General features: G+C 35.7%; 13 protein-coding genes. 10 read left to right on the top strand and 3 right to left on the bottom strand.

Annotated features, from left to right (window positions below; all coding sequences use genetic code 11):
* Nucleotides 1-50 precede the first annotated feature (50 nt).
* Nucleotides 51-833, top strand: a complete 783-nt coding sequence (locus H0X48_06285; protein MBA3954901.1) for an ABC transporter permease — start codon at nucleotides 51-53, stop codon at nucleotides 831-833.
* Nucleotides 834-1,589 carry an ATP-binding cassette domain-containing protein gene (locus H0X48_06280; protein MBA3954900.1) on the top strand — a complete coding sequence of 252 codons (756 nt, stop codon included), beginning with the start codon at nucleotides 834-836 and terminating at the stop codon, nucleotides 1,587-1,589.
* Nucleotide 1,590: 1 nt separating this feature from the next.
* Here the strand turns inward: H0X48_06280 and H0X48_06275 are convergent, their stop codons facing one another.
* Entirely contained in the window at nucleotides 1,591-2,151 is a 561-nt protein-coding gene (locus H0X48_06275; protein ID MBA3954899.1) for a hypothetical protein, read from the bottom strand.
* Nucleotides 2,152-2,288: 137 nt separating this feature from the next.
* Nucleotides 2,289-2,885, bottom strand: a complete 597-nt coding sequence (locus tag H0X48_06270) for an ankyrin repeat domain-containing protein (protein ID MBA3954898.1) — start codon at nucleotides 2,883-2,885, stop codon at nucleotides 2,289-2,291.
* 145 nt (nucleotides 2,886-3,030) lie between these two features.
* On the opposite strand from H0X48_06270, the gene H0X48_06265 reads away from it, so the two are divergent.
* From H0X48_06265 to H0X48_06245, 5 genes are all read left to right on the top strand, one after another.
* Nucleotides 3,031-3,711, top strand: coding sequence for a hypothetical protein (locus tag H0X48_06265; protein ID MBA3954897.1), 681 nt, complete (start codon nucleotides 3,031-3,033; stop codon nucleotides 3,709-3,711).
* A gap of 31 nt (nucleotides 3,712-3,742) precedes the next feature.
* Nucleotides 3,743-4,432 (top strand): hypothetical protein, encoded by a 690-nt coding sequence (locus H0X48_06260; protein ID MBA3954896.1) that lies wholly within the window; start codon nucleotides 3,743-3,745, stop codon nucleotides 4,430-4,432.
* A 35-nt stretch (nucleotides 4,433-4,467) separates the two neighbouring features.
* Nucleotides 4,468-5,148: a hypothetical protein gene (locus tag H0X48_06255; GenBank protein MBA3954895.1), complete on the top strand. Its 681-nt coding sequence runs from the start codon at nucleotides 4,468-4,470 to the stop codon at nucleotides 5,146-5,148.
* A 29-nt stretch (nucleotides 5,149-5,177) separates the two neighbouring features.
* Nucleotides 5,178-5,864: a hypothetical protein gene (locus H0X48_06250; GenBank protein ID MBA3954894.1), complete on the top strand. Its 687-nt coding sequence runs from the start codon at nucleotides 5,178-5,180 to the stop codon at nucleotides 5,862-5,864.
* A 156-nt stretch (nucleotides 5,865-6,020) separates the two neighbouring features.
* Complete coding sequence (locus H0X48_06245; protein MBA3954893.1) at nucleotides 6,021-6,740, top strand: hypothetical protein; 720 nt, start codon at nucleotides 6,021-6,023, stop codon at nucleotides 6,738-6,740.
* 24 nt (nucleotides 6,741-6,764) lie between these two features.
* Here the strand turns inward: H0X48_06245 and H0X48_06240 are convergent, their stop codons facing one another.
* Nucleotides 6,765-7,415, bottom strand: coding sequence for a J domain-containing protein (locus tag H0X48_06240; protein MBA3954892.1), 651 nt, complete (start codon nucleotides 7,413-7,415; stop codon nucleotides 6,765-6,767).
* Nucleotides 7,416-7,685: 270 nt separating this feature from the next.
* Here H0X48_06240 and H0X48_06235 point away from each other — a divergent pair, with 270 nt between their 5' ends.
* The 3 genes from H0X48_06235 to pilM all read left to right on the top strand — a co-directional run.
* Nucleotides 7,686-8,813: a hypothetical protein gene (locus H0X48_06235; protein MBA3954891.1), complete on the top strand. Its 1,128-nt coding sequence runs from the start codon at nucleotides 7,686-7,688 to the stop codon at nucleotides 8,811-8,813.
* A gap of 22 nt (nucleotides 8,814-8,835) precedes the next feature.
* Complete coding sequence (locus H0X48_06230; GenBank protein ID MBA3954890.1) at nucleotides 8,836-11,505, top strand: hypothetical protein; 2,670 nt, start codon at nucleotides 8,836-8,838, stop codon at nucleotides 11,503-11,505.
* Nucleotides 11,502-12,210 (top strand): pilus assembly protein PilM (gene pilM, locus H0X48_06225; GenBank protein ID MBA3954889.1); only part of this gene is annotated, 709 nt, incomplete at its 3' end. The genes H0X48_06230 and pilM, both read left to right, overlap by 4 nt.

Below are 12,210 nucleotides of genomic sequence, written 5' to 3'. Positions count from 1 at the left end.
GAAACTCAAGGATACACAGCATCCACAGAAGCTCAAGCGTAAGAGCATACATGCTTCATATTGTTGATGGTATCGGTTCTTGGGTTATAAGAACGTGTAGTATAGTTGGCACCTTTGCGCTCTTTTTGTTTTCAACGCTTTCTACGCTGGTTACTACGCGGCTTAAAGTTCGCCAAGTAATAGCGCAGATGCAGCGCATTGGTGTCGAGTCTTTTACTATTATTTTTATTACTGGGTTTTTTACTGGTTTTGGATTAGCACTACAAACTTACATTGGTCTAAGTCGCTTTGGTGGCGAAGAGTTTATTGGTGTTGTAGTAGCTTTAGGTATGTCGCGTGAGCTTGGTCCTTTGCTTACGGGGCTACTTGTTATAGGGCGTGCAGGTTCAGCAATGACGGCTGAGCTTGGCACTATGCAAATCACCGAACAAGTTGATGCTTTACGCACGTTATGTATCGATCCTTATCAGTATTTAATAGTACCACGCGTAGTTGCTGGCACACTTATTTTGCCTTTTTTAACGTTATTTTCGATGCTCTTTGGCATTATAGGTGGTTATATTTATAGCATCTATGTGCTTGAGCTTAATCCAGAAATCTATCTTTCCAGCATTCAGCAACATGTTAATATATCAGATATAGTCGGCGGCCTTATAAAGTCTGCAGTGTTTGGCCTTATATTATCGTGGACTGGCTGCTATATGGGCCTTTCAACTACAGGTGGCGCTCAAGGCGTAGGCCACTCAACTACTCAGAGTGTAGTAATAGCCTCATTATTAATATTGCTTGCTAACTACTTTTTAAGCGCTTTCTTGTTTAAAGTGGGTGCCTAAATGATACAACTTGTTGATCTTAAAAAAAACTTTGGTGCTCGTTGGGTAACTAACGGTATAAATTTAACTATTCCAACGGGCAAAATTACCTGTATTATCGGACGCTCTGGTGAAGGCAAATCAGTGCTACTCAAGCAAATGGTAGGACTTATAAAACCAACCTCTGGTCAAGTAATTATTGAAGGTGTTGATATAACACAACTTACTCAAAAAGAGATGGAGCCCGTATTTAAAAAGTGTGGCTACGTTTTTCAGTTTGCTGCACTTCTTGATTCTCTTAATGTACTTGAAAATGTAGGATTAACGCTGCTTGAGCATGGCGCTAAACAATCAGATGTGTTGCCTATTATCCAAGAGAAATTAGACCTAGTAAACTTGCAACATGATATTTTATACAAATACCCTTCAGAGCTTTCAGGCGGCATGAGAAAACGTGTAGGCCTTGCACGCACGCTTATTTCTAACCCTTCGGTTATTTTATACGATGAACCTACAACGGGCTTGGATCCTATAACTTCTCGTGTTGTACATGAACTTATGTTTGATATGCAAAAACGTCTGGGAGTAACTTCTATTGTTATCTCCCATGACGTTGAAATATTTAAATATGTTGATTATATTGCTCTACTGCATGAAGGACAAATACGCTACTTTGGTGAAGCAAGCACCATATGGCAATCAGATAATCCCTATATTTATCAATTTATTCGCGGCCTTACTGAAGGACCTATTCAACCTGATAAAACACACAAGTAAATTAACTAGTATGTATTGGGTCTAAATATATTTTTCGTGTTATCCACAAAATTATAAGTGCAATAATATAAGCTATAACAAGCGGTACAGCAGAAAAAAGAACAACCAACGAAGAAGCCAGCAAAGCTCTTCTTGTACTTGAATAAGGCAGTAAAAGACTTACTAAAACAAGAAGCAAAGTACCTACAATAGCAAGTATACGGAAATTTCTTGCTAAATTTTCTGTAGTAGATCTCTTGAAAGTAACTACATTATCAAAATAGGACATGAACTTAGTGTATGTTTTATTATACCGCTCTTCTAACTCTTTTATTTTTTCTTGCTGAGGAGAGCCTTCTTGCGCTACTTCTTCAGCTTCTTGTTGCATAGTTTTTACCGGTAGATCTTTTTTCAAATGCTTTATCTCAAGATTCAGCATCGCAGGTTCTTTTGCTGCATCAAAAATAGTACTTACTTTTTGCCTCATATCCTGAATTTCATCTACAGGAACAGTAAAAAGAAATGTTGCAAGTTGCATAATGAGCGGTACAAAAATAAAAATAAGCACGCTTTTAATCTTCATAATAAATCCTTTTTCTACCAAAAATTAGAACAATCTCTTATCTTTTATTTATTTTATCACTTACCTAGCAAAAAAAGATACATAAAAAGAGCCTACAGTTGCAGGCTCTTTTTATTTAGAAAATCTGTTTGAGTGATTTATTGATTAAATTTGTAACATGGATCCTCTACAACATATTGAGCAATAAAAGGTGCTACATCAGGAACAATTAATGGACTACGTGCAAATAATCTTGTTAAAGCTTCACGTTCTGCAATCTTTTTCTTAGCATTATCTTCTTGCTTTAAGGTTAAACCTGTTGCTCTTCGTTTTAAATTTGAATCAATATCTACTACTGTTTTGTCTGCTTTATTTTTAATATAAACATTCGCACCTGCAACTATCAAAGATTCTGCTAACAATGTATATCCTAACCGTGCCGCTAAATGTAACGGAGTATCACCGTCTTTATTTTGAGCATCAATAAAAGCATCTGATAATAACAGTACACTTACCATACAGTGATGACCATTAGTTGCTGCCACATGTAAAGGAGTTTCATAATCTTCATCTCTTGCATTAACTCGAGCTCCAGCTTTTAATGCATCTTGAGCTGCGCTAACATCATCATTACTAGCAGCTACATAAAGGTTATGCGTTGCAGTTGAAGTATATCCTACATAATACAATAAATTATCCATGCCATAACTACTTAACGCAGTAAAAGTTAAAAATATAAAAATAAAATAGTTCATATGTTCCTTTATGATTTTAAAAATTTATACTATTTATTGTATCAATTTTTAGTTATATTTTCAAATGGCCATGCGAGCCTGTTGAACTTATTGGCAATATTATTTATTCTTAATAATAAAATAACTATATTTATTTAGGATATTAATGATTAAAAAAATACTCTGTTTCACCCTGTCTTTAGCTTTTGCAACAACACCGTTAGTAGGAACTTCATTTAAATTACAGCATAAGCCTACCAATACTATATTAAATAAAAGAGGCTACACAATAAGCGCCTTACTCATAGCATCTGAGTTTTTTTTATTTTATAAATGCGAAAACTCGTGTAATATCAAACACCGCAATGCAAACGGAAAAATAGTATACAAAAAAAAAGACCCTAATGAATTTTTTTTAATTCCTTGGGGACTTAATTTTTATCCAAGCATGATAGCGGCAGGTATGCTAGTATTGTCTGCTTATAAACAATGCACTCTCTACAAATGGAATAATCGTACCAATAAAGAAATCTACGATGATGCTTATATTACTTATACCTCTATAAAAGACTGGTCAGCCTTAGCTCATTCCCTAGTTAAACAGTTAAACACTGCACCCACAGTAGAAGAACAAGCTAAAATAATAAGTACGTATCTAAGTGCTAACTATAATCCACTTACTATTCTACAAAGCTATCATTCGCTCTTTGAAAATCATTACGAAGCAGTCCTAGAGCGTTTAGATCAAGATACTACGTTAACAAATAATGCTCAGTGGATTGAACTAAAAAAAAACATGCAACAAGAGCTCGATAAGATCATTACGTCTATAGCATTCTTGTCTTAAGCTCAATAAATTAAAACAAAAAGAATAAATCATGATTAAAAAAATACTGTGTTTAATACTCTCTTTAGCTCTTGCAACAACTGAGCTGGGAGCCGTTTCATTTAGATTGCAGCACAAACCTACCCATACTATATTTAATAAAAGAGGCTATACGATAAGCGCTTTACTCATAGCAGCTGAGATTTTGTTGTTGTATAAGTGCACATACCCGGGTACTACAAAACACCGCTATCCAAGCGGACAAATAGCATACTGGGAAGACTTGCCTAGCGATTTTATTGTAGGTTCTTTTATACTTAATTTTTACCCAAGCGCAATAGCAGCATCTATACTAGCATGGGCTACCTACGAAAAACATACTTTACACCAATGGAACAATCGCACCAATAAAGAAATCTACGATGATGCTCATGGGACGTATACTTATATAAAAGACTGGTCAGCCTTAGCCTATTCCCTAATTAAACAGTTAAACACCGCACCTACAGTAGAAGAACAAGCTAAAATAAAAAATATGTATCTAAGTGCTAACTATAATCCACTTACTATTCTACAAAGCTATCATTCGCTTTTTGAAAATCATTACGAAGCAGTCCTAGAACGTTTAGATCAAGATACTACGTTAACAAATAATGCTCAGTGGACTGAGCTTAAAGAAGATATGCAAAAAGAGCTCGATAAGATTATTACCTCTATAGCCTTTTTATCTGAAATTAAATAAATTAAAGTAACCAAAAATAACAGAAAGAATAACTTATGATAAAGAAATATGTATGTCTAGCTTTAACAGTTAGTCTTGCTACAATCCCTTTGTGCAGCACTCCCTTTAGTTTAAAAAGAAAACCTGCTAATGTGTCTTTTGCCATAGAAGATTACGTGTTATTAAGCGTTGGACTGGTTGGTGGCGCTGCAGGTATTTATAATGTTATTAAACCAGGACATCTAAAATGTCGCTTTCAAGATGGATCTGTAGAATATGTAAAAAGAGAAAACACTCAAACCGATTACATGTATACTCTTATAAATTCTATTAGCCTAGTAAAGATAGTAAGTATGAGCAATGAGGCTCTACAAAGAAAGTATGCATTGTATAGATGGAATAAGCGCACCAATAAAGAGGTGTATGATGACGCTCGAGCTACTTATAACTGGGTTTTAGAAAAAACAATAACTGATCCTGATTTGGCTCACATATTCCGTGCTCGTACTCTACAAGAACAAAGAACAATAATAGAAATTACCTCTTTTGATAATAATCTTAATTTATTAAATTATTTAGAGCATCATCATCTTGTTCTTAAAGATCATTATACAGCACTAAGTACGCAATTAAACAATGAGAAGAACTCGAACAACCTCCTTATCGGAACTAACCTTCAGAAAAACATGCACCAAGAATTAGATAAGCTTATTTTAGCAATTGCTTCTTTAGCATAAATTAAATAAACAGGAAGCCCTAAGAAATCATGCAGAAAATACTCTGTTTAATAGTATCATTTACCATTACTACGATACCTCTATTAGGTAGATCTTTTGTTTTACGACCAAAACCAGCAGCTATTTTTTTACCCAAAACAGGTTGCGCTTTAAGCACCTTAATAATAGCTGCTGAATTTCTATTTTTTTATAAAGCCTTGAGCACTAGTAACGAAAAACATCGTGATAGAAAAACTGACCGTATATACTATATAACAAAAACACCTCCACAAAAGACTAGTTTAAAATCTATTTATCTCAATACATGCATTATGGCAGGCAGCATAGTTTTCTTGCAAAAGTCCTTAATGTTATTTAACTGGATACAGCGTACTAATCAGGAAGTCTATGATGATGCGCAAGGTAGCTATAATCACATTACAAAACAAGCAACTAGTCTCCACTATTTAGTTCAACATCTTCTAGAAGCATCAACATTAGCGCAAAAACAACAAATAAAAACAGACTATACACAGAGCTATTGTAATGCATTAACTACTTTAGAGTTGTACTATACTATTCTTGATGACCATTATAATGCCTTAGTAGAACGAGAAAAAAAAGGCATTTCTACCTTTAGCCAAAATGAGTGGTACCTACTTAAAAAAAACATGGAGTCTGAGCTAAGCAAGCTTGTTTTATCTATTGATTTTTTAAAGTTTGATAACACTTTATAAAAACAAGTGCTTACTTAGTACATAAAGTAGTAGAACAATTTCGTACATCTTCCTCAATGGCATAATTCTTTAGATAAGTTTATTGCTTTTTTTTCTAAAATTACGCAAAATCAACAAGAATTATCCAAAGACTAGAAACTCTCCTAAAGTAATAAAATGATAAAAAAGCTGTTTTATGTAACATTGTTTTTTACGTTTGCTGCAACACCTTTACTAGGCGTCTCATTCCGTTTGAAATCAAAGCCATCTGGAGCTTTATTAAGCACCAAAAGCTCTATCATAAGTAGTTTAGCTCTAGGCACCGGACTTTCAATTATGTATAAAGCAGCCTATCCACGCGATGAAAAATACCGTAGCAGAGCAGGACGTATAACATACCAACAAACAGAAGCCTCTCCCCTTTACTTACTAGGCTCTTATATGAGCTTATATGTTGCTGCAGGGGCTTTTTTTTTATTAGCTACATCATGCAGCGAAAGTTATGCTTTATATTTATGGAATAATCGTACAGATCAAGAAATCTATGATGATGCACAAGCTACCTATAGATATACCATACAACAAACAGCCTTGCCTCATTATTTAGTTCAACAATTGGTAGCTGCTCCTACTGCACAAGACAAAGAACATATAAAAGATTTATATACTTATGCAAATTACAATCCACTAGCTATCATAACAACCGTTTTAGTGCCTTTTAAACACCATTATAAAGCATTACTACAGCGGTTAAATACTACGAGCAACCTACTACACCGTGATGCGTGGCTTGAGCTTAAAAACAACATGAAACAGGAACTAGAAAGAATCGCTTTTTCTACTGCTATTTTAATGGATATTCAAAAAAGTAAGCAAAAAAATGACCTACATATGTAGGTCATTTTTGCGTAAAATAAGTACTTACTGCTTTGGATTTAAGCTCGTATAAGCTTTCTCTACAATTTTAAATGCTTCACCTGCTTGTGCTTGTTCATTGTTATCAGGATGAAACTTTATCACTAAATCTCTATATGCTTTTCTTATTTGTTCAGGAGAACTATCCGCAGTTGTTCCTAATACTTCATTAGGACTAGCATCTTTATAAACTGCTATAAAATCTTCTGCAGAAATTAAACCTGGTTTATCTTGTTGCACTGGTTGTTGCATTGGAACTTCTGGTGTTGGATTATAAGGTCTTACATTAGGAATATTAATGTATGGCTTTGTACCACCGCTAGGATTAGTATTAGAAACATTTGTACCCATAGGTGCTACATTAGACGTTGTAGTAGCATCAGAAGCAGTTAGAGCTCCACGCCCCTCAGTGCCCAGCATTGGTCGTCGTGACTGTCTTGTTAAACATGCTCTAAAGCTCTCGTAATGAGGCCTTGGTAATTGTGTGCTAAACTGATCTAGAGTATTTGGATTTATCTTGCCAATCAAATTTTTACGTTGACCATAAGGTAGCTCATTGAGACATCTATCAACATCTGCTTGAGTAAAGGCTTGTCCTTGTTGCATAGCATATAAGCCTGGAACAGCTAAAAGTAATGTTAGTAAAAACTTTTTCATATGTTTCTCCTTAGAATTATTGTATTTTATTTGTTTGAAATTAATTATATAGTTAATAATAGTTAATTTTATAATATAAAGTCAACAATAATTAAAATTTGAAAATTTTTATACAAAGACACGTTAAGATTGATTTCTTTTATACTCATAGTACAATTTTAGTATCTACTTTCTAGCTTCTATTCTCGATCTTGACAAAATGAGATTAAGAAGAGAGTATAATCTCATGCATTTTGATTTGCAAACAGTGGTCACTGGTAAGGAAACTAGATGAAGAGCCCGGTATGGATTTTAAATAGCACTTTAGCCGTTATAGTGCTTGGTGTTCTGATGTATATAGTTTTTTCTATAAACTATATCACACGCAGACCCCCTCTCACGCCTTTAAAAGGGCCATTGCGTACTCAAGCAGTAAAACAAAATGAACTTAAACCAAAAGATAGCTCTATTATTTACGAAAATGATCTTTTTGGTACTTTTAGACCTACCGTAGTGCAAGAAGAACCTGTAGAAAGATTGCCTGTACTACCACAACCACCAGCACCTAAGCCACTTATACCACAGCAAGCGCCACCTATTCAGTTTTTACCGCCGTTGCCATTAACTATAACAGGTATAGATTATTCAAGTAACGAACTTAATTCACGGGTAAGTATTGTAAACAACAACACTAACAAATCGACTCTTTACAAAATGGGCGATAAAATTTTTGATGCCTCTATACTTCGTATTTTCGAAAACAAAGTAGCGTTAATACGTTCAAATGGGCAACAAGAAATGTTGTTTAGAAAAGCGTCTGATGCTGAAGCGGAAATAAAAGAGCTTAAAGATCCTACCTGGTCACAAGTTGTGCAAAAACGGACTGATACTAGTTACTATATTGACCCTCAAGCATTTGTAGAACGGGTTCAAAATCTTGCCTATTTTATAGATATGCTTGATGTAACAACAGCAACTAAAAAGAACATTTCTATTGGATGCCGTATTGGCAAAATGGCTCCTACCTCGTTGGGCTTTGCTTTAGGATTTATGCCGGGCGATATTATAACCAAAATAAACAATAAAGCACCTACAACAACAACGTTAAGAAAAGAAATTTATAATAACCTAGCATCATTACAATTAGGTGCTAAAATTAAAGTAGAATTATTACGATATGAAAGAATGGTTACCGTTGACTATATATTACAATCGCTTAGTCAACCGACTATTATGCCTACGCAAGAACAACCAGCACCAGTACAAAAAGTGCAAGAACCCGAGCAACCCAAAACGGAGCAATTAGCATACGATAAAAGCCGTTTAACACCTGTTATTACTACGTATAAACAACAGGACAAAATGGCTATGGCTCAATTTGGTAGCAAAAACTCACTGTTAAAACAGATACCTCACTAATACAACTAAAAGTGTGTAAAACATGAGAAAAAAACTTTTACCCTTAATCAGCCTGGTAACTTTAGCTTTGTGGGGTAACACTGTACAATCACAAGACATCGCTGCTCCAACAGCACAAGAATCTGACGTTAAAATGTTACGCCAAGTTCCTGCTCAAAAAGTCACTGATGAGCTTCCTGCTTCAGCTTTGCTCTCACCTGCTCAAATAAAAGCAGCAGAGGCGCCTCAAACTGACTTAGATACAGAAGACTCTCAAGACAGTGCACCTGCTCAAACAGAGACTACTGCTACTCCTTTTGGGACATTATCAGCCCAAATGGCTACACCTCAAGCGCGTACCCTTCGCCGAAAATCAATGGCTGATATATCTAAACGTCCACAAAAAAAGCTTAAGCAATCAGCTACCACCAGAGCCAATAAAAACATGCTCAACAGTACCTACCTTGGCAGCTATTTAGAGCCTTGGATAGGACTTGATGATACTGAAACTTTTATACCTAATTTTGAAAATAGGCAACTCAAGGATTTTTTAAAATTTTTAGAAAATGCGTTAAAAATTACTATTATTTTGCCTGACAATTTAGATCCAGCACCAAACAATTTTGTTGTTGAAGGAACTAAAATATCTTTTGAGTCTAAATTCCCCTTAACAAGAAAACAGTTATGGGAACTTGCACAAACCTTTCTAGATATGTCTGGCTTTGCTTTAATACCAACATCAGAAAAACGTACCTATAGAGTTGTAGCAAGTACTTCTGCTACACCTGGCGGACCGTCAGCAAATCGAGAACCACTGCCTACTTTTATTGGTGTAGATCCTGACTATTTACCTAATGACGACTCCAAAATACGCTACGTCTATTTTGTTGAAAATGCTGATTTAGAAACAATACGTAGTGTTATTGACACGCTTAAAAGCAGCTCATCCGGACCTACTATTACTTTTCCTACGTTAAGAGCAATAATAATTACTGACAAATCATCTAACATTAAGTCGCTTACTCAAATTCTCCAAGAGCTTGATAAAGTAACTATGCCTGAAACGCTCGAAATTATTAAACTCCGCAGAACCGACTCCGTAAAAGTTGCCAACTTATACAATGAGCTTATAGGTAAAGCAGGCAATGCACCGCAACAACCATTTAATCCCTTTTATGGCGCTGCACGCCGTACGCCTACAACTCAGTATTTTACACCCGCTACACGAGTATTTGCTGAACCACGCACCAACTCACTTATTGTACTTGGCACACGTGACAACGTTAAACGGTTGGAAGAATTTATTGTTAAAGAAATAGATAAAGAAGCAACGGTACCTTTTGCGCCGCTGCATATTTATCAGCTTAAGTACATACAATCAGATTCAATTGCTGATATTTTAACTAAAGTTATTCAAGGATTTAATGGAGCTCCTGATAACCAAGCTGCAGCTCAATATGGCGGCGTACGTGATGGTAATAAATTCTTTAGAAATAGTGTTAAGATAACTTCTGAACCAAGCGGCAACAGATTAGTTATTAATGCAGACTATGAAGAATATCTCAAATTAAGTGAAATTCTTGAAAAAATAGATGTCGAGCAACCGCAAGTTGCCCTTAAAGTACTTATTTTAAACGTTGATCTGACCAATGATAAACAGCTTGGTACGCAACTGCGCAGTAAAGTTGACTGTTGCGACGGCAGTGGTGGCGCTGATGCTGTTCTCGGACGCAACGTAAACTTTCAAACATCAGGACCGGTAACCGGGCCCATTGTACAAAATCCTATTGCTGTTACAGGAACCAACCAAGTGGTTAATGGAGCACAACGACTTCTTGGTAATTTGATTCAACTTGCCCAAGGAGCAGCTACTGGTAGTACGCTCATAACACTGGGCCAAGATATGTTTGGTGTTTGGGGTATTATTAAAGCACTTGAAGCATTTACACGAGTAAGTGTTATAGCTAATCCATTTTTGATAACCAATCATAAATACAAAGCTGAAGTATCCGTTGGTCAAACGCGTCGCGTACTTGGCTCAACGGTTGTGAGTGGTAACGCTTCTGGTGACGGTCAAGTTGATATTGCTGCTAATTTAACTGTATCTATTACGCCACAAATTAGTTATGACGATATGATAACACTTGATATCTATGTATCTTTAGAACAGTTTACGAGCACCGATGTTACAAACGGTAACAGACTTATAAGGCGTATAAGCACTGAAGCTTTAGTAGCTGATAAAGAAGTACTTGCTTTAGGTGGATTTATACAAGATCAAGTATTAGAAAATGAAACTAAAGTACCCTTGCTTGGTGACATACCACTTATTGGTTGGCTTTTTAAGCAAAAAACAAAAACTATATCACGTACTAGTTTACTTATACTGATTTCACCTGAAATTATCAGACCTCATGAACCAGAAGTTGCACGTTCATTTACTCAGCATAAGATTAACGATGCAAAAGAGCTCCTTTATGAAATGCGTAAACCCTATGAGCGTCGTGATCCATTACATAGATTTATTTTTAGAGATCATCAAGATAAAGAAGCAAGTAAAATAGACAAGTTTAGTAGTACGCAGCAACGGTATATCGATGAAAGTCAAAAAAAGATTGTTCCTGTACTTGCTTATAAAACTCCTGAAAAGAAGAGTTTACTTGACCTTGTAAAACCGGACCCAGCTCTACCAACAGCAGGAGTAGCTGCATGATAAAAACTATTTTTATTCCCGAACGTATCGACTCTTATTATATTTTTTCACAACGTATAGTCGGTATCGATATAGGTAGAACTGCGGTATATGCTACCATTGTACGAGCACATGGATCTAAACGCACCGTTGAGCAGTGCCTTGAAGAGCCTATTAGCTCTAATAACACTCTACCTCAAGAAGAACGTATTAGTGATGCATTAAAAGCATTAAAAAGTCGTTTAGGAGCTTATAATACTTTGCATGTTGCTTTTCCGAGTGCTTCAGTGGTATTTAAAGAGCTTTCAATACCTTTCACGGGGCTCAAGAAAATTAAAATGGTAGTACCTTTTGAAGTTGAATCGCTCCTGCCTTTTGCGCTTGATCAAGCAGTTATTGATAGCATTGCAACCTATCAAGATACGGCTCATAATCGCACAGATTTACTTGTTGCAGGCGTAAAACAAGAGCATATAGCCCAATTTTTATCTATTTTTGAACAAGCAGATATGCGTGTAGATAAACTTTCAGTTGATATGTTTGAACTGTATGGCCTCTATACTTCTATACCGCATTACGCACATCTTAAAGATATTGTAGCGCTCATTGATATCGGCCTTACAAGCATACGACTGGCTATTATAGTTAATGGACAACTTAAATATATTCGCGTTTTACCCACAGGCCTTATTGTAGCTGCAAAAAAAATAGCCGCTCTTGTGCACA

The organism is Candidatus Dependentiae bacterium (assembly GCA_013821315.1).
GTDB lineage: Bacteria > Babelota > Babeliae > Babelales > Babelaceae > JACDHA01.
Note: the sequence above shows the minus strand (reverse complement) of the source record. Positions and strands in the feature narration are given on the sequence as shown.

Excerpts from the sequence above, each read along its gene's own strand:
- H0X48_06240 (MBA3954892.1), bottom strand. The coding sequence starts at position 7,415 with ATGAAAAAGTTTTTACTAACATTACTTTTAGCTGTTCCAGGCTTATAT.
- H0X48_06245 (MBA3954893.1), top strand. The coding sequence starts at position 6,021 with ATGATAAAAAAGCTGTTTTATGTAACATTGTTTTTTACGTTTGCTGCA.
- H0X48_06250 (MBA3954894.1), top strand. The coding sequence starts at position 5,178 with ATGCAGAAAATACTCTGTTTAATAGTATCATTTACCATTACTACGATA.
- H0X48_06260 (MBA3954896.1), top strand. The coding sequence starts at position 3,743 with ATGATTAAAAAAATACTGTGTTTAATACTCTCTTTAGCTCTTGCAACA.
- H0X48_06255 (MBA3954895.1), top strand. The coding sequence starts at position 4,468 with ATGATAAAGAAATATGTATGTCTAGCTTTAACAGTTAGTCTTGCTACA.
- H0X48_06270 (MBA3954898.1), bottom strand. The coding sequence starts at position 2,885 with ATGAACTATTTTATTTTTATATTTTTAACTTTTACTGCGTTAAGTAGT.
- H0X48_06280 (MBA3954900.1), top strand. The coding sequence starts at position 834 with ATGATACAACTTGTTGATCTTAAAAAAAACTTTGGTGCTCGTTGGGTA.
- H0X48_06235 (MBA3954891.1), top strand. The coding sequence starts at position 7,686 with ATGAAGAGCCCGGTATGGATTTTAAATAGCACTTTAGCCGTTATAGTG.
- H0X48_06275 (MBA3954899.1), bottom strand. The coding sequence starts at position 2,151 with ATGAAGATTAAAAGCGTGCTTATTTTTATTTTTGTACCGCTCATTATG.
- H0X48_06230 (MBA3954890.1), top strand. The coding sequence starts at position 8,836 with ATGAGAAAAAAACTTTTACCCTTAATCAGCCTGGTAACTTTAGCTTTG.
- H0X48_06265 (MBA3954897.1), top strand. The coding sequence starts at position 3,031 with ATGATTAAAAAAATACTCTGTTTCACCCTGTCTTTAGCTTTTGCAACA.
- H0X48_06285 (MBA3954901.1), top strand. The coding sequence starts at position 51 with ATGCTTCATATTGTTGATGGTATCGGTTCTTGGGTTATAAGAACGTGT.